The organism is Natranaeroarchaeum sulfidigenes (assembly GCF_017094485.1).
GTDB classification, from domain to species: domain Archaea; phylum Halobacteriota; class Halobacteria; order Halobacteriales; family Natronoarchaeaceae; genus Natranaeroarchaeum; species Natranaeroarchaeum sulfidigenes.
On the sequence record NZ_CP064786.1, the window covers coordinates 445,253 to 466,993 of the forward strand.

The following is a 21,741-nucleotide window of genomic DNA, read 5'->3' on the forward strand; positions in this document are numbered from 1 at the left end:
CGGAGATACCGGTGCCAGATGAGTTATGTGGTATTCTTTGTCAGGTCAGAGACACTCCAAAGTCGACAGTGGATTTCGAGTATGGATAGAGAGTATCAGTGACTGGGGTTCGATAGCATCCGGGGAAACGATAGCCAGTCACTCGCCATCGCAACTACACCGCGAATGAGCGTCTGCGAACTCCACGACATACGCGTGTACTTCCTCAGCCAAATCATGCATGCCGTATGCCAAATCTCGCCCCGGGCGATCGATATCATAATATATTCTGGCACGGTGTTCCGACCGGAATGAATCAATCCGTCCGGGCACACCAGTATCAGAAAACACTCCGCGTCCGTCAATGTCTTCGAACACCTGCTCGTGCGCCCGGAAATCCGATGACTCAGCCGCAGTCTGGTCCACCAAATAAAATTGGAATGATCGCTCGATCGCGTTGAACGACAGTTCGGTCAAACTCACATAATTATTCGTGCCGCGCCGCAATTCTCGGCACGTCCCCAGCATTGCACACGCTTTCCCCAGTTGCACGTCACCGTCTGTTTGCTGCCACGACAACGAATGCTGCACCGGGCCGGTCTCACCGTCAGCCAATAACGACTCAACGCAAGCAACGGCATCCACAACATCCTCAAGTCCCATTTTCGAACACCTCGCGTTTCACCGCCTGCAACGCAGCACTGTCGTGAATCGTAATTCCTTGCGTGAGCACATCACGGATACGGTCGTGGCTGGGCGCAGAATCTCGTGTCTCCACCACGATATGCGGTTCGTATCGGTCTCCATCGAATCGTTCCGATGTGATTTCGTCCTCGATCGTGTGCGCATGACGCTGGGCTGCCATTCGATCACCCGGAACGACAACGAATATATCGATATCGCTGGCACGGTCTGCATCGCCGCGCGCGATGCTTCCGAACACCACTATCCCTGCGTCGTCATCGATTCGTTCCAGAATCCGCTCACGAACTGCTCGCACCGGTGCGTGGTACTCGGATTGAGGGAGTGACGTAACTCGATCCTCGCTACGAACAAGTTTCGACGCGTTAATTTGCACGGCATTCGCCCGGCCGTCGCGGTCGACAGTTACCGCACCGAGCTGTTCAAGCGAGACCACAGCTGCGTTCACGTTTCCCATACCTTTCCCGGTGAGGCGGTGGAGCTCCCGGTTCGTGAACGTTTCACCCGGATTATCCGTGAGCAACTGCAGGATTTCCGGGACTGCGTTGTGGGCGAACGCATCACGATCACCAACCGGGACCGGGATGCAGATGTGCGTCCCGTCACACGTACTGCTTGATTGAACTGACCTATTGTTCATGAACAGCCAGACGGTTCAATACAACTTAAAACCAGAGGGTGTGACGGTTCCTCCAGCGGTTCGAATGAAACGAAGGATTGAGCGGCAGGCAGTACTACGAATACGAACTGGATCTCAACGCCGAGATCGTCATCCAGATTGGAAAGCGATCGAGGAGACCATGCTGTGAAAAGCACACGAAATGTACTCACTTTCTGTCAGTGGGAGACTGGTTGCAGTGTGTCAGTTCCCCACGACTGAAGTCGTGGGCTTGTCAGTGGACTCTCGTTCTACCGACACCGGAATAATTCGATGGCAGAGGCACGTCACTTTTGAACAAAGAACAGCGGAAATGACGGGTGGGGGTGTGCATCGATCGTCGCCTTTCGTTCCGTGGGGGACTCGAATTGACTGACAGCACTCGACGTGATGGCCGTCACTTCCTATCTGTCTGCCCTTCCTCTTCTGTTGTTTCCCCCCGCTCAGGGGGCTCCGGCGGTTCGAACGCAGCGATGAGAACCTGCATGACTCTTGTTTCTCGAAGCTCCGCCCAGCTCATCCGTGATCGAATTCCTAGTCCAGCGACTGCCAGCAGGGCGAGGTGGACAAGCACTCCAGTCATCGAGGAGGATCCGAACACAAGCGTGTACAGGCCGCTTGCAAGCACGGCGAGTGCGAGCCCCATACCGCCCACCCGGAGTGGCGTTGCGAGCGACTGCGCAAGGAGTCGCTCACCCAGTGACTTCACCCGGGATTGCTCCCAGATCGGTACGAGACGCTCGATCGTCGCATCGAGTAGCCGGATGAACGGACCGATCGTCCGCGTCTCGCGCAGATCGATGACGATCACGTCCGGCTCGGGCTCGGCCGTGAACCAGCGATAGAGGTAGGACGCCTCGATCCATCTCCGTAGCGTGGTCCCAGCGCTCACGATACGGGAGTTTGCGACGACACGCTTGATCGGCCGTGTGATGCGTTCAAGTGGGCCGGTGATCGTTTGTTTGCCCGCCGCGAGCATCGAGCCGATCCGGTCGGGTACGGTCTGGGTCTCTGAGCCGTCCGAATCCTGCGTCTTGGATGGCTCGGTCGCTTCCCTGTCGTCGGTCTCTTCGCTGTCGTCGGTCGGTTCCGTCTCAGTCGATGGCTCGGGCTGGTCGGTCATGAATGGTTACTGGTCGAGTGCTTTGAGTTCACCGTCGATCGTCAGATCCTCGAAGGCGAGTGTGATAGTGTCGCCCTGCTCGATCGACGTGCCGTGGAACCGGAGCGTGGAGTCGGTCTGGCGCGTTTCCAGCTCAACCGTGAGCCGCACGTCTTTCTCGGTGGGGTGATCACGCAGGTGGATGTCACCGTCGTCGCTTTCGAGGACCACCTGTGCGGGCTGGACGTCCACGTCGGTGATCGTCGCGAGCGTCTCACCGCGCTCGGTCTCGGTCATCCCGGCCTCGAAGGTCTCGGCGAACTCCTCGTCGACACCCGTAAGCTCAACCTCCGCGGTGGTCGTGGTCGGCTCGCCGAACTCCGTTGTGCTATCACTGCGGATCACCGGCCCGGTGACGTCGTAGGCGGCCGTGCTGAACGCGATCTGTGTGTCGGTGGTGACCTCGTCGCCGCCGTAGGTGGGCTGGTCGACGCCCTCAAGGGCGGTGAGTTCGACGCCGAGCAGTACGAGGCGCTCGTCGCTTGCCGTGGGATAGGAGTAGACTTCGGCCACGGTGGCGACCGTCGAGCCCGCGAGTTCGTGTTCGTCGCCCGGCTGGATCTCCTCGGCCGTCGTAGCGCCCATCGACGTCTCGATCAGCACGGGTTTCGTCGTCCGTGCCAGCGCGTCGGATTCGTCGTCGACCGCGGTGACCTCGCCGTTTGCGGTGTACTCCTCGGTGTCGAGCTCGAACTCCTGGCCGAGCTGGAGTCCCTCGTCGCCGATCCGGAAGCTATCGTCCTCCATGACACCCTCGACCTCGGCCCTGATCGCGAGGTGGATGTCGGTATCGTCGTCGGGGTTCGCGACCGGCGTCGCGTGCATGTCCGTGATCGTGAGACTACTCTGGCCACCCAGATCGACGCTATCGCCCTCCTCGATTTGCTCGACGACGTGATCGGGCTGGTTGCCCAGATCGATCGTCGCGTACTTCGTCGCTGTGTCCGGTTCTGGTTCCTCTGTCGGTTCGTCTCCCGCGGCGAGCACGAGTGCGCCACCCGCTGCGGCGACTGCGAGAACCATGAGCACGACGAGGACGTCGACGATGTTGACGACCCCGAAGAGGTTCCCGTTCTCGTCGAGGAGCTGCCTGCCATCGGTCATTGGCAATAGGACTTGCTGGCGTCGACAAAAGGGCTTGGGTGTTGGCCCGACCTAGCAGCTGCTCGGTCCCCATGTTCGAGACTGGGGTTCAGCAGATTTTGACAGTTACGCCATCGAACTCATTGTGAGTGACTAGTGTTGCGCCCGTCTCCCGTGGGACGACTGCGATCAGTACATCAAAAGAGGTCCCCGAATGTTTGTTGGGTCCATGCCCAACACACTTATGCTGTTAAGCGACCAACAAACGGACGGAGGATGGGCCATGAACTCACGCACCGGTACACCCACGTCGAAACTGGACTTGTCGAGAACGTCGTCATCCGGCGTACAACCGATACAGAGACCTACCCGTCCGGTTGGAAGTACACACTGCATCTGGGAACGCTGCAGGATCTGACGCTCGTTCGCTACGACAACGCCCACGAGGACACCAAAGGCCACGAACTACACACTGCTGCCGGTGACGCAGATGTCGAATTCCCCGGTATGGAAGAACTCATCGTCGAGTTCTGGGCCAGTGCCGATGAGTACTGGGACACCGTCGGTGGCAACCCCCCACGTCCCTATTGACCACACCAGAGACAATCCACATCCCACAGACCCACCCATGACCACGCTTTATATCACAGTCGGCGACCGATCACAGCTCCGAGAGGACACACTCCAGTTCATCCAGCGTGCCGAGGCTGATGAACTGGATGAACACGATGAGCGTGCAGTACTTCAATTTGGGACCTATGACGATCTTGTCGACAGCCTCACCCCGCTGCGCCTTGAGCTCATCCAGGCAATCGCTCAGGAGCGCCCTACAAGTATGCGTGAGGCTGCACGACTCGTTGACCGCGACGTCTCGGATGTCCATGCAGATCTGAAACACCTCGAAGTGCTGGGCATCCTCGAACTCAAGGAAGGAGGGCCCAGTGGAGCGATCCAGCCCGTTGTCCCATTCGACAGAATCGAGATGCAGATCGACTATCCCCTTCTTGAGGACGTCGATGCAGACAGCACTCCTGCCAGCGCAGACTAGTTCCCTGTTTTTATTGTGCAAGCCCAGACACAGGTTCTTCTTGATTTATGGCAAGCCGTTCTGCGCGTTGACCAGATTCTCATCACCGTTCTCGACCGCTGTCCACCACGTCTTCAGTACCGCAATCGTGACAAGTTCAGGTGGTTGTTCAACCCCGATACAGGATTGCCTATGTGCGTCGAGATCGCCCGGCGGATGAAAATGCTGCACCGGCTTACTGGTGGGTTCATTCGCCGCCTCCCGCCCGAACCTGAACTCCAGTGCGTCCTCCCGATAGTGGTATTTGTAGTCCCCATTCTTCCACCACTGAATATCGAAATATCCCCCTCGCTCTTGGATTCCGGGGGTGACAGTGACCCGTGCCGTTCTGATATCTTCTCCTTTCCGCTGTGTGAACGGGCGACCTTTCTGATACCGGAATCGGACGTTGACAACTCCTCTGTCGAGTTGTCGACGCATCTGCTCTACGCTCTCATCAATCGCTTCCGAATCGATTGGAGAGCCGTTCCCCATCCCCATTACTGGAGTAGATGCTGATTGCCAGCGCGGGTCGGTGTCTGCGTCCCCGTCTGTCGATCTCCTGGTTCAGTTACGGTAGCTGCCTGTTCTTTCGCCTCCTTGAGACGGTATGCCGCTCTGAGGTGGCTGAGCTCTCGCTTTGCAGTCCGCCAGTGAGAGACATCGTCGAGTTCATCCTGGGTGAGTTCCCTGTCTGAAATCAGGAGTTCCTCTGGATCGGGTGCATCATATGTATCTCTGTACTCTGCGAGTTCCTGTTTCACCCGCTGGATTTGATCGACAAGCGTCTCGCTACCGGCGAGTTGCCTGATCTGTTTGAGAAGATGCCACTCTGGGTCTCGACCGTACAGCTTTCCAGAGTCCGTCTGATAACTTCTAACGAGACCGTCTTCAGCAAGCTTGTTGAGCGTGGTTCTGGCTTTTGTTTCTGAGACCAGCGCTGTATTTGCGATGTCGCCCGCCGATTTCGGAATCGTCGTTCTGTTGATCACCGTGCGAATTCGCTCGTCCGCAGTGGTCTCGTTTTTCCACTCCGCGCCTGCGAAGTCATCGATGTCCTCGAAGTCACCGTCATCAACAGTGAACGGGTCAATATCATCCACGGTTACCGGGTCGTCCGGTAGTTCCTCTTCGGTGGGGAACTCGTCAGGCCCGTCAGGAGATGGTGGCTCGTCGGTCATACACTACGCTATGTCCCAGACACATATATATTTTGTTGGCCCGGATATATGATCGCGGGTTTTGATACCGATGGTCATGAGAATGACACGTCTGTGAGAGAGCGAAAACCACATAGTAGGCAAGCAGTATGCATGTAGCAATGACGACTGACGCCGACGGCGATCCGAAGGCCGTGTGGGACACCACCCGGTCGTTTCTCGACGACCGGTCGGACGCCGAGTCGGCACTCGAAGGCCTGCTGGAGACTGACGCGGCCCACGACACCTGGACCTTCGACGATCTGGAGCTGGATTCGGGGACCTTCGGCGAGCTCGTCTCGCAGGGGATCGTCGAGAAGGTAGACGGCGAGTACCGCGTCGCCGATCGGGAGGCCATCGAGGCGGCGCTTGCGGGGGAATCCATCGAGGTCGACGACGAAGGGAAGACTGGGCTGTTCTCGGAGCTCGATCTTTCACTTGACGTCGACCCGCGCGCCATGGCCGGGCTGGCTGGCGCGCTCGTCTTTCTGTTCGTGATGCGCATCACGCAGTATCGGTCGGTATTTCGCGGGGACGACGTGGTGTCGCCGGGGAACGACCCGTATATGTATAGATATTGGATGAACGAACTGCTAGCGGTCTCGTCGGATCCGACGAACCTCGAAGTGATTGCGAACATGCCCAGTAGAGCTGGGGGCACGCGCCCTTTGAGCCATGCGTTCAACTGGTGGTTCGCCGCCATCCTCGGCGGAGACCAGTGGGCGGTGGACATGGTCGCCGCCTGGTTGCCAGTGGTTGCGACGCTCGCGCTCGGCGTCGTGGTCTATAAACTGGCTGTTGTGGTGACCAGAGATGTCCGAGTCGGGATCGCCTCGGTTGTGTTGCTTGCGGTGGCTCCCGTCCACGCGGTGTACACGGGCGTGGGCTTCATAGAACACCGACTGCACCAATACCTCTGGCTGGGCGTGACGCTATTGACGCTGGCGTGGCTGGCGATGGACATCCAGACACGAGCCGAAGGAGGAGACCAGCGGAGTGCAGTCCTCGGGCATCTTCGCTCGCCGATGACGTGGCTCGTTGCTGGAGTACTTGGACTCTCGCTTGGTATCTCCGCGCATCTGTGGGGTGGATCAGCGCTCATGTTCATCCCGCTCGCAGCCTATATCGGACTTCGGGCCGTCGTCGACGCCCGGGAGGGGATATCGCCCACGCTTGCGAACCTGCCAGTGTTAGTCGGGGTCGCCGTTGGTGCCGCGATATCCGTCTGGCTGCACACGAACTGGGAGTGGCACGCGGGCTTCGTGGCCTATACGCCCGTGCTGGTGTTTGCTGGCGCGCTAGCGGTGCTCGCACTGGGTGAGGTCTGGCGACGGTGGCAGCTCCACCCGGTCGGACTGGTAGCCACCGAGGGGGCGCTCGCTGGAATCGGACTATATCTGTTTCGGCGAATTCGTCCCGAAGACTGGATCGAATTGCGGGGCCGGATGGACGACCTCTTTCTCAGAGAAAGGTACACAGAGTCGGTCTCGCTGTTCACATTCGATTACGGCGTGATCTTCGGCCCGCTGATCCAGCTCGGAGTCGGTTTCTACCTCGGGATGGCTGTGTTCGCGTGGGTTGCACTGCTTGCGTATCGCCACTACGAGCCCGGGTGGCTACTGTTGGTCGTCTATACTGGATTCTGGCTCGTCATTGCGACGATACAGGTGCGATTTGCTGCACAGTTGATCGTGCCGCTGTCGGTGCTCGGCGGCATCGGATTCGTGTATCTGCTCTCGGCGGTGGATATCGCTCGGGATCCAACCGTGTTTCGGGACGAGGATCCGACCGGGGCTGTGGCAGACGGTGGGCGCAGATCGTCGATCTCTGTTCCGGGTGGCACGAAGGTGAGCTACCTACTCGTGATCGGCGTCCTCGTGTGTGGGTTCGGCCTGATCTATGTGCCCTCGCTCACGAGTCAGATCACCTACACGGATGCCGAGTACGAGGCGAACCAGGCGATCCAAGAGTTCGAACAGGACGTCGATCGGGAGTACCCGGAAAACTTCGTGCTGAACGAGTGGCCGCGGAACCGGATGCAGAACTATCACGTTAACGGCGAGTCGGACTTCTATTCCTTTGCGGACGACAATTACAACGATTTTGTCAGTGGGACCAGTCCCGATGAGTCATATACCGACTTCGGCGATCGTGTTGGCTATGTCGTGGTTTCGGAGCGGGGCGAGTCGGTACCGTCGGGTACTACTCAGGAGCAGTTGCTGAATGTGCTCGGTGCTGGTGAACAGGGACTCGCACATTACAAGTTACTCACCGTCGATGATGATCACACTATTGCGGCGTTCGCGATGGTTCCCGGGGCGACAATCGAAGGGGAGACTGGCGCGAACGAGAGCGTCACCGTTTCGACTGAGGTGACGGTTGATGAGAGGACGCTTGAGTACGAACGAACGGTCGAGAGTGATGAAGATGGGAACTTTGCTGTGACGGTTCCATATTCCGGAGAGTATACGACTGGGGACGAGACGGTTACCGTGACTGAAACTGATGTCGTCGACGGAGAGACGGTTTCGCTGGGTGATTGATTTACGTTTGAGTAGTCAGACATTTTCGCTGCGAAAGGTAGAGAGTACAATTCACGCGCTTTTATATGGGGCGCTCGTTTGACCGTCGACCTGCTTCAGGTCTGTGGGAAGCAACGCGTGGAAGAGTGACACGCGCCGACTGAAAAACCGAATCCACAATCAGAAGCTCTGGGTCCGGTACATTTTGAGGACGATTTCTTATCTCGAAGAGCGCGGCGAGACACCGGTCTACTCGAAAGAGATTTACGATCTGCACCAGAATGCCGACGCCGAATGCGAGGACGATCGGTTGACGACGTTGAAAAGCATTTAGGATCATTTCTGAGATCTCCAAATGCTCGGGTTCCTCTAGTGGTTTGAGTAAAACGAAGAGGGAGAGGGGCGGGCACTACCACGAGTACAAACTGGATTTCAAGGCGGAGATCGTTATCGAGACACGCATATCGATCGAAGAGACGACATCGAGAGGAGAACTCTTTGTTGGAAAGCACAAGAAACGTACTCCCGCACAATAGTAGTAGTGGAGACTAGTTGGATCCTACACAGGAAGCGGGAATCAATACTGCGGGTGTGAAACTGTACATATATTGGGGTAAAACAGGTTTTCCGTATTCATAATACGGGGGAAGAGTCCCAAAGTAGAGAAAGTACTCGATTCCAGAGAGTAAGTCATCGAGTGTTCATATTCTGTCTGTGAGATCTATGAGTATATCACAATCTTGACCTAAGAGGAAACTCATGTAATCCATTGTAGTACGGGCTCAATGTGCTTCTCTAATGTCTCAGGCAGTCGGTTCGTAACCGGCTCCAGCTCCTCTATACTAATGACTTCGAATCGGAACGTCAAGACCGAATATACGATGAAACCCAGTGGGGGAACAACGATAAGCGATATTATTGAGGACTCAATTAGGGTGGCAGCTCCGAAAATAAATATAGCGGCGATCACGGCGACTATTCCAATCCGGACTAGTCGCAGGTTCTGGACCGGATTGAACCCGTTACGTCGTGCAGCGAGTGTGTGTAACACAGCCATGAGACCGTATCCAATACTGGTTGCTACAGCGGCACCGATCATCCCATACATTGGAATAAGCAGCACGTTCAATAACAGGTTGACAAGCGCAGCGGTACCGGTCGCCCCAATTAAAATACTCAGGTCTCCCTTTCCTTGTCCGATAGCAAACATTGGACGGGCGAGAGCGAACCCTATCACCCCTGGAAGCAATACGAGAAGTGGGAGTACGGAGGCTTCAAACTCGGGGCCGAAGTACAACGGGAGGAAGTCGCTTGCGAGAGCTGTGAGTCCAATGGCCAGTAGGAGTATAAACGAGAGATTATATCGGGTCGCCCGTGATGACAATTCTGTGATACGAGTATTTTCACCTTTGGACCAGAGCTCTGATGAAGAGTGTAATAGAACCATCTGTAACGCTGTTGGAACAAACCAGAGGAATTCTGCGATTACAAGGGCTGCTCGGTAGTATCCAGTTGCTTGATCGCCCGCTATCAGCCGTAAAAAGAGGATGTCGACATGATAAAGTGAAGCAGTCAGCAGGATTAACACGATACTGAGGCCATTAAACGACAGCAACTCTCTTTTTGGAAAACCATCGGTGACGGGGATAAATACAGATTTGACATCGACTCGTTTGAAAAAGAAGACGTAAGCAACCGCCGCTGTGACACTTGTTGCTAGGAAATGCCCGACGAGTACACCGCCCACATTATAGCCCAAATAGAGTAGCGACACCGCTGAGACTCCAAATAGAAGCTTTCGAATCACAAGTAGCGGTTCACTCCGATCTTCCAATCCAAGTCCCATTAGCCCGCCGCGAGCAACGGAGTTCGCCTGTCGGGCAACGATTAGAAGACCGAGAAGATAGAAGTAGACCTCGAACCCATCTCCAAGGAACCGCTCGGCGAGTCCGATCCATGAAAACACGGCAAACGCTACGGCAACAATGAGTGCAAGGATGATGGCGACGCGTAAATAAAACCCAAATACTTGCTCAACCCAATTAGAGTTCTTCATGTCTTCAGCGATGAACTTCCGGGTGCCATCGAATATCCCCGCATTTACGATGATCATCGTAATTGCGAGTAGAGACATAAGGAACGCGTAGTCGCCATAAAGTTCGCTTCCAAGGAACCGAACAATAAGTGGAGTAATTACCACTCCAAGTATGAGTTTTCCTATCTTCGATCCAAGAATTGAGACAAAACCTCGAATAATATTCATTTATTTATCTTAGATAGGCTTTGATTGGCCGTATTTGACGGCAATGGGTCCATGTGTCTCTTGGTCACTATACACTCTTGACAATAACATTAAATCCCTTCCGTATCTGTCGATCGGTTTCGGTTCTAATTGTTCCATCCAGACCTGCTCCAATAATCGACTATCAAAGATACATGTGTTTTAATATATGTCTCCCACCTCATTTCTCAACTTTCGCTGCGTCAAAATCGGCACCTTCCAATTCTTCGGCTGCCTTTCGAACAGCAGTTGAGCTCGTATGGTTCGGTTCCCAACCCAACTCAGTTAGCTTTTGAACTGAAAGACGCATCTTTGGAACATCGCCAGTCCATCCCCGGTCACCGCCTGTGTATTCGAAGGACGGTTCCATATCTAATACGTCAGAAACGATCTCTGCAATCTCGTCTACTGAAGTAGTGGTTTTTGTTCCGAGATTGAACGTATGTACTGGCTCCGTCCGTTCAGTCGCGTTCTCAACGATATAGCACATCGCATTGACGCAGTCAGTAACATGCATGTATGACTTCTCTTGACGGCCATTACCTAGAATCGTTAACGAGTCTGGGTCTGCACGTAACTTCTCAATAAAGTCTGGTATAACAGCTCCCCGAAGCCGCGGGCCGACGATATTTGCAAACCGAAAAATGAACGTAGTCATTTTGTGGGAATGAGCATACGTCGATACCAGTCCTTCTTCACCGAGTTTGCTGGCACCATACACGCTGATTGGTTCTAAGGGTGCGTAGTCTTCAGGTGTCGGTCGTGGCGCTTCCCCATAGACGGTTGATGATGACGCGAATGCAAACTGGTCTACACCAACTGTCCGACACTGTTCTAACAACAAGTGCGTCATTGTAGTATTTTCTGAGAACTGTCCCTGTGGATCATCGTCATTAGGGTCTTTTCGAGCAGCTAAATGAAATACAATATCCAAGTCGTCGGTGACTACTTTTTCCACAGTATCTTGTTTCGTCAGATCGGCTTCAATGACGTCCGCATCTTTTGGGACCCACTTTTTGGTGCTGTTCGAGAAATCGTCCGCAATGAAAACATCATTATGCCGATGAAGAAGCAGTTCTGCAACGTGGGAACCTATAAATCCTGCGCCACCAGTTATGAGCACCCTCTGGCCGTCAAGTTCCATATCACTCCATTTATTTCTGTAAAGAAGTATTCTCCGACTGCGGTCCTAAGTAAAGCAAGACAATCAAATTAGATGGCTCAATAGCTACGTCAGCTTATCTCGACTGGATCCAATAAGAAGCAAAGAGTTAATCAAAATTAATTTCGTGGAGTATTACTTGCCCGTCGCGTGACCCAGAAAGGACCCACCCATCTTCAACGTGTACCGACCGAACAGCGTCCGTGTGCTTGGTGTGGGTATCAATGATTTCCCCTGTATCTGCTTCTGCTACCACTACCTTGTGATCGTCTCCTGCACTGGCTACTATTCCATTATTTGAATGAATCTCTTGAACACCCTTGCTATCCGGGTCATGCGCTTTGTGGGACCAAACCTTTTCCTGTGTCTCCCATGATATGGCCTCGACCTTTTCGTCAGATGAAGTTGACCAAATACCAATATGAACTAGCTCTCCAGCCATGTCAACAGATTTTATCCTTCTGGAACGGTCGAATTCCCAAACCTGGCTGCCATCATCTGCGTCAGCAGCTATCACGTGACGGTCGTAACCAGCGCTTAAGACAACATTCTTGTTTTCAGAATAGTGCACCGTCCGGATCATTTCATCTTGCGGTGTGGCTTCTTCGTCTGAATGGTAGCTGTGTGACCAGTATCTGTCGCCATCGGCCAGATTGGCAGCTATCACGAAACCACCACGATCACCAGAATATGCCCGGTCGGGTCCTGCTGATACCTCATATACTGGATGGTCATGGTGTGTATGCAACCACTTTTTTGAACCTTGTTTGGTGTCAGCAGCAACTACTGCGTTCCCGAGCCCACAATTGAGCACAGTATCGTCAATCGAGAACACATCTCTTGTTAGTCCTTCTGGAAGATATGTATGCTGCCAAAGCTCATTTCCGTTGTGACTATTCGATGAAATTACTTCCCCTTCACGACCTCCACTAAAAACACGCCCATCGTTGAACGTTACCGCTTCCACCTCGTCATTATGATGAGTATGCGTCCAGTCCGGATCTGGGACCAAATCATTCTCATCATTTTCCCCCCAATTGGGATTCAGGCATCCTGAGAGTAGAGCAGGAAAGATTAGTCCTACACCGTGAAGAATTGAACGTCTGTTGGCAGGCTGTGACGTCATTGATTAGACCCCGGATCTCGATAGACGATTGATATCAGGCCAGCCATTATGAGCCAGATGCCAAAATTTGTGGTGGAAGACATTACTGAACCACCAAATATACTTGTCATCGTCATTGAACACAATATTCCAAATGTTGCAAAGACTATAAACACCTGACGTGAGTTTAGATAGTCCAGCTTGGTGAGCTTCGTGACTGTCAGATATAATGGATACCACAAAAACAACAAAAAGAGGAGTAATCCAACAATGTTTCCCCATGCAAGATAGGTGAGGTATGCACTATCAGATCCCATCCCGAGGACGTTTGGAGGATATAACCCATATCCAAGGGGATATTCCAAAAAGAGTGTTAAAAATGCGTCCCAAGTACCGTCTACACGTCCCTCTAAACCAGTAGATCCACTGTCAGTTCCAGTAATAAGATCCATCATCGACTCAAGACGGTGACCCAGCTCTTGGTTAATTTCCCGCACTTCGTCAATAAACACGAAAGGGGCTAATACGCCTGTTATGCTTGTTCCTCCTATAATAGCTTTTTTTCGGATATCTATCGGTGTTATGGCCACATATAAGATCATCAATACAACTAGGGTTCCAATCTGAGCTCGTCGGTAGCTAATAAAAATCATCAGCATACCCATTAAAACGCTAAGAACTCCAACCAGTCGATGGTAAAAATTTGAGACGAGGATGGAGGTGCCGATAACGAAGAGTAATAACCCGTAGTTTGCCAGAACAAAAGCGTGGGTTCCAAACCCAGTTGGTGCATGATCAACTATATATTCCGTCCCATCCGTACGCTCGTACGTAGCAATATACGGTAAATTATCAATAGCAAAGAGTGATGTACTGATTGCGAGAAACTGGATAGCCGCGTAGATCCCGAATATAAATAGCGACCCAGCTATTATAATAAAAGAAATATCAAATAAACAGTCTCTTTTAATAAATAAGTGGACGCCCAAAAAGAAAATGGTAGAATATATTAATGTTCTTACTGCAGGTATATACCCATGTGCAAAACTCCAAAAATCAAGCTGTAACCATAGCTGGGCTATGAGTCCTATAATCATAAAATACGATACAAACCCTACAATAATTAAACTCAATCTCGACTTTGAGATGTAGACTTGACGATGGCGTATTATAACCCACAATGCTATTCCGATCAGTAAGAATTCAACAGGACGAATGTACATGAAACGAGGAAGTGGTTCGGTAAAAAGGGCCAATGGGAAGACAGCTAGAAACGCAATTTCTACAGGTCTCAAATTAATGTTCTGTATCTGATTGAGATTACGTTTCATGCTTAACACGTTATCAATGGAATATCAATCACACATATATATACTCATTGCTTTTCGTAGTCATTATGATTATTTGAGCTGATTCTATAAACCTGATAAGGTTCTCCGTGTTTAATTAAGCGAATTCCGCCAGACCGAGAAAACTTGTAGCCAGGTTTCTACATTCGTCGGTGCATGTGGCTAAAATATCATTGAATATATTGTTTATTTCTCGAGAGACACGTTCGACTTTGTCAAGGGAGTTCTGCTCTGCTTAACGAATAACGCTGAAGTCACTGCTGAGGACATCTATGAGTGCCTCGTTGGCGACCGTTCCGACGGGACCTCTGTCTCTACGCTCTGTGCTTCGAGCCAGAACACACCTACGGGAACACGATACCCTGCCATCTCCGGACGAAATTCGAACCGGAACGGCTACTGAGGGAGTACTCAACTAAACCGTGTTAATGAAATACTCACTTCAATATAAAAGATTGCCTAAACCTGCTCTTGCCAAGAAGTTTCGAACAGACACCATATGGTAAAAAAGCAATCCATAATATCTCAAACGGAAACTTCTCAAACATTGAATTATCTAGGTGGTTTAACAACCATCTAGCAGGAAGTCTAGGACTTCCATCAAATGAAATTTTTTTCTGGCTGAATCCAATGGACTCAGTTAACTCTCTCAGTGAACGTGGTGTATAATGATAAATATGTCTGGGTACATCCAGATCACCCCACGACTGGTTAAACAGCCTCCGACCCCAACCACCAAAATTTGGAACCTCAATAATCAACCTCCCGTCTTTCTTGAGAAGCGATTTAGATATCCTAAGTACCTCTTTTGGATTTGGTATATGTTCAAAGACATGGTCGAATAGTATAGCATCAAAAGGCTCAAACTCCACCTCGGAATTGACTTGTTCAAGTGTGCCATTATATATCGTCAAGTCAAACATCTCAAGTCCCGCTTCAACAGCTGACTGATTGGGTTCAATTCCAATACAATCCCATCCTTCTTTTTTATATTTATTTAATTTAGTTCCCGGACCGCAACCAATTACTAACAATCTACCGGGGTTTGGTAATAGTGGATCGGGTGCAAGTGAACGTTCAATAATATCATATACTTTTTTTGCAGAGGATTTATTCCCATTTAAAAAATTTAATCTACTATCGTAATATTCTTTGGGATAGTAATTATCTAAGTTCTCGGGAAATGGGGTAGTAATACCCAGACCGCAATCAATACATTCCAATATTTTAAATTCCTCATTTGGGGTGTCGGTGTAACGTATGTCTGTCGTTTCATAAATTAGCTTCATATCGCTCCCGCAAGCTTTACAGTTCATATCATTATGTGGCTAGACACACCGGTTATAATTTTCTATTACTTGTGGTAGAATGTTGTCTTTCGAAAAGAAGTCTACTCTGGCCTCAGTATTAGACTCTAATTGATTCAATCTATAATCATTTTTGCTCAAAGCTGTTATAGTCTCTGCTAGATCGACTGGATCCCCAGGTCGATATGTCGTTCCAGCGTCACCAGCCATCCATGGGGGAGCTCCTACGTTCGAAACAAGACATGGTGTTTGACACTGAAGCGACTCCAATATCGTCCTTGGACATGGGTCCGGCCATTCGCCTGGGTGGACAAAAACATCTGACTGGTTATAATATGAAAAGAGATCTGCGTGGTCAATCCAGCCATGATAACTTACATTCGAACGAGAATCTGCATAACTTTTCACTTTAGCTTTCATTCTACCATCACCAACTATGGTTAATTTACTCTTGGTACCGGCCTGTTCAAATGCAGATAAGAGAGTGTCAATCCCTTTTTGTTTTTCTAGTCTCCCTACATATAAGAATTTAGTAGGTTGATTATTGGTATTCCTAACATCGCTGGATTTTCTATTCGGTGGAAAATTTGGATCACAAAAGTTTGGAATAGTTATAATATTACTATAACCGTTTGCTTTGTATATTTTCTTTACAGAGGGACTTTGCGCAAATAATAAGTCAACATTATTAACAATATGTGGTATAATATGGGTTCTCGAGAGATATTCTGGGAACTTCACAAATTTTTTAATATCTTTCACATCATCATGTGAAATCTTGTCAATAGTTTTGCAGTCACGGTGACAACTATCGTCCATCTTTGAAATATTTGTGCAAAACAAGTTATACGTATTTAGCCTTCCAACTACCGGATTATCTCCAATACTTTTGTAGAGCCCAGCTCCAACTAAGAGGCCTGGGTTAAATATATGATATAGATCGTATGATTCATGTTTTTGAAGAATATTTTTTGTTCTCTTTATCTCCTTTATCCGATTGCGGGGGACTTGATACTCAATAGGTTCTACTGAATCACAATTATTCTTATCAGAATTAACGGTTATGATATCTACATTGTGTCCTTTTTTAGATAACGTGTTATAGAGCAATTTTAAACTCTGATCAGATCCTCCACCCGTCATATCTAATTTCCTTGCTACTAGAGCAATATTTAGCTTGTTATTAGTCATTATTGTGCTGTAAAGTTTTTCATTTGCCCAATTATATTCGTATAGTGTGCAAGCATCAGCTTAATCAAATATACCGGTAGACACGGTTGTCGTTGTGGGGGGTAATATAGATATAATCTCCCGATTAATAGTTTCTTTCTGATCTCAGTCATTATCTATGTGACAATATTCTTTTAAATATGACTTTGCAGTAGATTCCAGACTGTATTTATTTTTCACCAATTTTTTTGCCTCATCTGACAAACTCATCCGTTTGCTTTCATTCTCGGCTAATCCGCAGATTTTTTCTGCCAACATTTTTGATGATCCTCGGTCATGTATTGAGGCCACATCAGAGAATGGAGTAAAAGCCTCTATATTTGAAAAAACACACCCGGTTTTCGCGGCCATCGCTTCAAGAGCTGCGACACAAAATCCTTCCCAACGAGATGGCATGGCGTATATGTCCGATTCGTGCATCATTTTGTACACTTGTTCACGTCTGGGCAGGAACCCAAGAAGGTGCATTCGGTCGCTGAAATCTGAGTCGTCGATCTGAGCTTGAAGTTCTTCTTTTCTTGGCCCTGATCCCGAGATGACGAGTTCTATCGGTGTCTCGGCTGTTTTGTTTGCTTCATCGACTGCGTCAATGAGAATGTGCTGTGCTTTCTGTTCAATCAGCATCCCCGCAGAAGAAACAATAACCGCTTCGGGATCAATCTCAACTTGATTGTGAATGCTCCAATCGATGTTCTTAGCCCGCTCTACCCGGTCAATCTCTACGCCATTGTATATCGTTTGTAACTTATTTTTGCCGATGAGTTTCTGCTCCCACGGTGCAAACGAATCTTTCACTGAATCCGAAACACAGACAACACGGTCTGCAAACCGTCCCGTGGCGTTGTTAACTATCAATCGAGTTGTCTTATACCCACGATGACTATTGTGTTCGGTTACTACTACTGGTGTTCTGTGTAGATTGGACAGAAGCGTTGCAACGGCACCCGAAATCGTATGATGAACGTGAACTACGTCTGATTCGGCGACAAGTCGTTTTAGAGTCCTGATTTTTTCAAGACGCGTAGTGTTACCGTGGGTCAGGTCGTGAACATGGACATCATCATGGGTTAGTGACGTATCACAACCTCTCCAGCACCCGAAGTCGATCCGATCTACGTCACCCATTTCAGCTTGCTTCACTGCCAGATCTCCTGCCATTGTAGTATCCGATAGAACGTTGACGACGTGACAGACGCGCATTTTGATACTCCATACGAGTCGCTGGGATGGTATATATGTAGTGTTTCCTATACCATGCTCCTCTCATGAGAGCTCTGGACCTTTGATACATGTACAGTCTACGCCGAGTTAGCAGTTTTTAAGATAGTCTGGGAGGATTTCGTCTATATGGAATATCATTTACTGCCGTCTAATCTCATCAACCAAAACCGTAATCGTCAGTTGTGATTATGATTCCAGCCGTCAATGCTCTTAAATCATCGTTGAACTCGTGTGGAGTTCGCTACTGCCACTGGAAAAGCAATGAGAATTTACCTGCAGCACTGAACGCGAATACAGATCTTGATATCCTCTGTCATCGTGAAGACCGCCAGACCTTTAGACAAATTCTCGGCGAACACGGATACATTGAGCTGGAAGACGTTGCGTTCACTGGGCACCCTGGAATAGAGAACTACGTCGGCCATGACCCTGAAACCGGTCGCTCTATTCACGTCCACCTTCACTTCGAACTCACCTTCGGCACCCCGTTTCTGAAAGAATACGTTACCCCATGGGGCCCATATGTATTGGAAAGGCGGATCATCGATCCGGACTCCGGAGTTCCGATTACCGATCCGACGATGGAACTGTTTTTACTTATGGTCCGATATTGCCTGAAAATCCATCGCTACAATCCGATCGCACGCCGGTCATACTTCGAGGGGTTTCTTGAAGAATACGATTGGCTATCTGAACGTGCCGATGAATCCGAGTTAGAAACCATTGCTCATGATTTACTGAATCCGAATGCGGCTGCACGAATCGGGGAAGTCCTGGAAGGAGATCCGACCATCCGTGATCTTATCCGGTTGGGGAATCCTGTCCGATCCGAACTTGATGCATACAACACGTACCCATCGTGGTCAACGATGCCAATGGCACTGGCACGAAAAGCATTTCGTGGGTTCGGAAAGCTCAATCGCGAGTTCTTGAACCGTCCGTATCCCTCGAGGCGAAAGCTTCCGAGCCGTGGAGTCGAGGTCGCAATCATCGGGATCGATGGATCTGGGAAATCGACGCATCTCTCTTCGCTTCACGAATGGCTGTCATGGAAGATGGATGTCAACACAGTATACTTCGGCAGCGGTGATGGTCCGTCTTCACTTCTTCGATATCCCTTAAAGAAGCTCAACGAGTTGCGATCCTCTTCCACCAACGGTGATTCAACAGGGTACGAAAACCGGTCTGCGGACAAACTCGTAGCTTCAGAAAAGACCAACGGCGGTGATAGAGAAAATAAAGCCATAGATACTGACGAAAGTGTTGGTGTTCCCAAAGCTGTTTGGTCCATATTGCTCGCCCGTGAAAAGCGAAAAAAGCGTCGAAGAGCGACTCGAGCTCGAAACCGTGGGATGATTGTGTTGATGGATCGATATCCCCAAAATCAGTTTGATGACATCAACGACGGTCCCCTTCTGCAGGCCTGGGCCGACAGCAGATATAGACTCCTGAAAAGAATTGCGGCCTGGGAGCGAGATATTTATGCTGACTTGGAAGACAACTCGCCCGATCTCGTCATTAAACTACACACAGATCCAGATGTCGCAAAGGATCGGAAGCCCGAAACACCAATGACAAACTTACAGCGAAAGTCAGAGGTTATTGAGTCCCTTGCATACGAGAACAGTTGTGTGGTTACCGTTGATACTCACCGAGACATCGAAGATGTTTTGAAAGAGATTAAAAAGACAGTGTGGGACGTGATATGAACAAATCGTCAAAACTCAATGACATCTGACCCTATCATTGTCGAGTTCGTCGGACTTCCGGGTGTCGGTAAGTCAACCCTCTCACGCCGAGTTGCCGGAGAACTCTCGGGCTCCCAATCAAGAGTCACAGAGCCAACCTGGCACATTGACAACCGTTCTGGTCCATACAGGATTCTATCGAAGAGTCGCTTTGTCACCGAACACACTTTCCTACGACCGCGAATAGCTCTTCCGCTGGTGCCGATACTGTCCTCGACCAACCAAGCTACACTCAGTGATCTTGTCCGGGTGGGATTCAATCTACAGTATGTCGCTGGAGTCATGGCTCGCACCCGTAGGAATCCGGGGGTGACCATTTTGGACCAGGGTCCGTATCAGGGAGTCTGGTCGGTCGGCTTCCGCTCGTCGGCCGACTGGAATTCCCTCTTCGATCGCTTCGACGGGTTCCTATCGAGGACTGCCCCCGACCTCGTAGTTCTCGTGGAGGCGGACACGGAGACTATCGAGGAACGACTCCACTCGCGAGAGGATGGTGACACCAGATTTTCCCCCGACACTCCGGAGTTTGATCGTGGTGTCGACGGCTACGACTCGCTCAAACGCCTGATCCACTCCATAGACTCCCATGAGTCGATAGTCGTTGAAAACGAAACATACGCTGATCTCGATAGGGGTGTAGATAGGGTTGTGGCTGCAGTCGAATCACTCCATGATTAAGTTCAGCAGTCTGTCGAGAACCCTTACGAGACGCTCAAACGCCTCCGCCTCAGTGGTACTTGTCTGCAGATGATCAGACTATCAAAAATCCAGCACTGTCGCCAGACGTCTCACGTACCTTCTGATTCAGTATGAAGCTGGTACAGCGACTCTGTGGTGGCCCGTACCGTCTCCGACCACGAGTACTCGTTCACGATAGTTTCTCGACCATTCGTTCCATATGCATCCTGCGTCTGAGGATCCGAGAGTATTCGTCCAAGGGCTGATCCCATACTCACGACGTCTCCCCACTCGACTGTCTCTCCTGCCCCAGAAACGAAGTCAACAATCTGATCGAGGTCGGTACATACCACCGGCGTCCCGGACGCCATGGCTTCCATGACGACGCGTGGGAACCCCTCTGCCCGACTGGGGAGCAACAGTACGTTTGCCGTCCGAAATACTTTCGGCATATTGTCGTACTCAACCAATCCCAGGAACTCAACAGCTGACTCCAACCCCCGCTCCTCAACGTCGGCTTCGAGTTCCTCGTGAAGCGGCCCGTCACCGACCAGGTACAACCTTGCGTCTGGATGGTCTGCCCGGACGCGTTCGATCGCGTCGATCGCGTATTGCGGTCCCTTCCCCTCAACTAGCCGTCCAACGAACAGCACGTTTGGTACATCCGAAGCGATCAGCTCAGAGATGGCACCATCGGGATGAAACTTTTCCGCATCGATTCCGTTCTTTATTACTTTAATATCAGTTGTAACGCCGATCTCTCTGGTCGCTTGGCGCTCCTCTTCAGTGTAACAAAATACGACATCCGCACTGTTGAACGTCCATTTTCCGATCGTTTTCAGATAGTAGTAGAACAGCCGTTCCGGAGCTGACTGTGTGTAGAGCGAGTGGTTCGTTATCGCGAGTGGGATGTCTCCCAGCCGTCGCTTTAATGCTGCAATGTTCGTGCTGAAATAGAAGTGAGAGTGCGCGTGGATCACGTCGAACTCCCTCGCTCCGAGGATACGCCGGACCGCTGGGATGGATATCTCGTTCTTGAGGAGGTTTACAGTCGCGGGACAGTACACAACTTCGTATCCATTTCGCTCCTCTCTGCGGACCGAATCGACATCGTTAGAGACTTTCAGGACCGTCACTTCGTGTCCCATCGAGGCCTGATCGCGGCTCAGCGCGTGAACATGATAATTACCGCCACCAACTTCATCTGGGTACAGCCAGTGGCTCACACGAAGAATGCGCATCTATCCAATCACTCCCGTTGAGGCTGTCCAATAATCGTCGATCTGCCC

The 21,741-nt window shown here is 50.7% G+C and carries 20 protein-coding genes and 1 pseudogene; 7 read left to right on the forward strand and 14 right to left on the reverse strand.

From position 1 onward, the window contains the following. Nucleotides 1-138: 138 nt before the first annotated feature. From AArcS_RS02260 to AArcS_RS02275, 4 genes are all read right to left on the reverse strand, one after another. The gene (locus AArcS_RS02260) at nucleotides 139-642 is read right to left on the reverse strand and encodes a DUF8154 family protein (RefSeq protein WP_238478803.1); all 504 of its coding nucleotides are present in this window, start codon (nucleotides 640-642) and stop codon (nucleotides 139-141) included. Next, nucleotides 632-1,321, reverse strand: coding sequence for a nucleotidyltransferase domain-containing protein (locus tag AArcS_RS02265; protein ID WP_238478804.1), 690 nt, complete (start codon nucleotides 1,319-1,321; stop codon nucleotides 632-634). Before AArcS_RS02265 ends, AArcS_RS02260 begins: the two co-directional genes overlap by 11 nt. A 415-nt stretch (nucleotides 1,322-1,736) precedes the next feature. Beyond that, the gene (locus AArcS_RS02270) at nucleotides 1,737-2,462 is read right to left on the reverse strand and encodes a hypothetical protein (RefSeq protein ID WP_238478805.1); all 726 of its coding nucleotides are present in this window, start codon (nucleotides 2,460-2,462) and stop codon (nucleotides 1,737-1,739) included. 6 nt (nucleotides 2,463-2,468) lie between these two features. Beyond that, a complete protein-coding gene (locus AArcS_RS02275) occupies nucleotides 2,469-3,605 on the reverse strand; it encodes a DUF4330 family protein (RefSeq protein ID WP_238478806.1) in 1,137 nt (378 codons plus the stop codon). Between the two features lie 255 nt (nucleotides 3,606-3,860). On the opposite strand from AArcS_RS02275, the gene AArcS_RS02280 reads away from it, so the two are divergent. After that, the gene (locus AArcS_RS02280; RefSeq protein WP_238478807.1) at nucleotides 3,861-4,175 is read left to right on the forward strand and encodes a toxin-antitoxin system TumE family protein; all 315 of its coding nucleotides are present in this window, start codon (nucleotides 3,861-3,863) and stop codon (nucleotides 4,173-4,175) included. Nucleotides 4,176-4,212: 37 nt separating this feature from the next. Beyond that, nucleotides 4,213-4,632, forward strand: a complete 420-nt coding sequence (locus AArcS_RS02285) for an HVO_A0114 family putative DNA-binding protein (protein ID WP_238478808.1) — start codon at nucleotides 4,213-4,215, stop codon at nucleotides 4,630-4,632. 45 nt (nucleotides 4,633-4,677) lie between these two features. On the opposite strand, the gene AArcS_RS02290 is transcribed toward AArcS_RS02285, so the two are convergent. After that, entirely contained in the window at nucleotides 4,678-5,145 is a 468-nt protein-coding gene (locus AArcS_RS02290; RefSeq protein WP_238478809.1) for a toxin-antitoxin system TumE family protein, read from the reverse strand. A 5-nt stretch (nucleotides 5,146-5,150) separates the two neighbouring features. Continuing rightward, nucleotides 5,151-5,831, reverse strand: a complete 681-nt coding sequence (locus AArcS_RS02295; protein ID WP_238478810.1) for a winged helix-turn-helix domain-containing protein — start codon at nucleotides 5,829-5,831, stop codon at nucleotides 5,151-5,153. Nucleotides 5,832-5,971: 140 nt separating this feature from the next. Between AArcS_RS02295 and AArcS_RS02300 the strand changes: the two genes are divergently transcribed. Together AArcS_RS02300 and AArcS_RS15835 are read left to right on the forward strand one after the other, a co-directional pair. Beyond that, nucleotides 5,972-8,392, forward strand: a complete 2,421-nt coding sequence (locus tag AArcS_RS02300; RefSeq protein ID WP_238478811.1) for a hypothetical protein — start codon at nucleotides 5,972-5,974, stop codon at nucleotides 8,390-8,392. A 184-nt stretch (nucleotides 8,393-8,576) separates the two neighbouring features. Continuing rightward, nucleotides 8,577-8,705 carry a hypothetical protein gene (locus AArcS_RS15835; protein ID WP_259372674.1) on the forward strand — a complete coding sequence of 43 codons (129 nt, stop codon included), beginning with the start codon at nucleotides 8,577-8,579 and terminating at the stop codon, nucleotides 8,703-8,705. Between the two features lie 423 nt (nucleotides 8,706-9,128). On the opposite strand, the gene AArcS_RS02305 is transcribed toward AArcS_RS15835, so the two are convergent. The 4 genes from AArcS_RS02305 to AArcS_RS02320 form a co-directional block, all read right to left on the reverse strand. Continuing rightward, on the reverse strand, nucleotides 9,129-10,634 hold the full coding sequence (locus AArcS_RS02305; RefSeq protein WP_238478812.1) for an oligosaccharide flippase family protein: 1,506 nt from the start codon (nucleotides 10,632-10,634) through the stop codon (nucleotides 9,129-9,131). 199 nt (nucleotides 10,635-10,833) lie between these two features. Next, entirely contained in the window at nucleotides 10,834-11,796 is a 963-nt protein-coding gene (locus AArcS_RS02310) for an NAD-dependent epimerase/dehydratase family protein (RefSeq protein WP_238478813.1), read from the reverse strand. 127 nt (nucleotides 11,797-11,923) lie between these two features. After that, nucleotides 11,924-12,940 (reverse strand): WD40 repeat domain-containing protein, encoded by a 1,017-nt coding sequence (locus AArcS_RS02315; RefSeq protein WP_238478814.1) that lies wholly within the window; start codon nucleotides 12,938-12,940, stop codon nucleotides 11,924-11,926. Beyond that, nucleotides 12,937-14,016: a hypothetical protein gene (locus AArcS_RS02320; protein ID WP_238478815.1), complete on the reverse strand. Its 1,080-nt coding sequence runs from the start codon at nucleotides 14,014-14,016 to the stop codon at nucleotides 12,937-12,939. The genes AArcS_RS02315 and AArcS_RS02320 overlap by 4 nt, the downstream gene beginning before the upstream one ends. Before the next feature lie 475 nt (nucleotides 14,017-14,491). On the opposite strand from AArcS_RS02320, the pseudogene AArcS_RS02325 reads away from it, so the two are divergent. Then, a pseudogene (locus AArcS_RS02325) lies at nucleotides 14,492-14,685 on the forward strand (ISH3 family transposase); the annotation flags it as partial. A gap of 20 nt (nucleotides 14,686-14,705) precedes the next feature. Here the strand turns inward: AArcS_RS02325 and AArcS_RS02330 are convergent. From AArcS_RS02330 to AArcS_RS02340, 3 genes are all read right to left on the reverse strand, one after another. Next, nucleotides 14,706-15,584 (reverse strand): class I SAM-dependent methyltransferase, encoded by an 879-nt coding sequence (locus AArcS_RS02330; protein ID WP_238478816.1) that lies wholly within the window; start codon nucleotides 15,582-15,584, stop codon nucleotides 14,706-14,708. Nucleotides 15,585-15,596: 12 nt separating this feature from the next. Further along, entirely contained in the window at nucleotides 15,597-16,766 is a 1,170-nt protein-coding gene (locus AArcS_RS02335; protein WP_238478817.1) for a glycosyltransferase family 4 protein, read from the reverse strand. Nucleotides 16,767-16,910: 144 nt separating this feature from the next. Further along, nucleotides 16,911-17,963, reverse strand: a complete 1,053-nt coding sequence (locus tag AArcS_RS02340) for a glycosyltransferase family 4 protein (RefSeq protein WP_238478818.1) — start codon at nucleotides 17,961-17,963, stop codon at nucleotides 16,911-16,913. Nucleotides 17,964-18,214: 251 nt separating this feature from the next. On the opposite strand from AArcS_RS02340, the gene AArcS_RS02345 reads away from it, so the two are divergent. Then, nucleotides 18,215-19,735: a nucleotidyltransferase family protein gene (locus AArcS_RS02345; RefSeq protein ID WP_238478819.1), complete on the forward strand. Its 1,521-nt coding sequence runs from the start codon at nucleotides 18,215-18,217 to the stop codon at nucleotides 19,733-19,735. A gap of 18 nt (nucleotides 19,736-19,753) precedes the next feature. Beyond that, complete coding sequence (locus tag AArcS_RS02350; protein WP_238478820.1) at nucleotides 19,754-20,452, forward strand: AAA family ATPase; 699 nt, start codon at nucleotides 19,754-19,756, stop codon at nucleotides 20,450-20,452. 110 nt (nucleotides 20,453-20,562) lie between these two features. Here AArcS_RS02350 and AArcS_RS02355 read toward each other — a convergent pair whose 3' ends face one another. Then, nucleotides 20,563-21,678 carry a glycosyltransferase family 4 protein gene (locus AArcS_RS02355; RefSeq protein WP_310736982.1) on the reverse strand — a complete coding sequence of 372 codons (1,116 nt, stop codon included), beginning with the start codon at nucleotides 21,676-21,678 and terminating at the stop codon, nucleotides 20,563-20,565. Nucleotides 21,679-21,741: the final 63 nt, after the last annotated feature.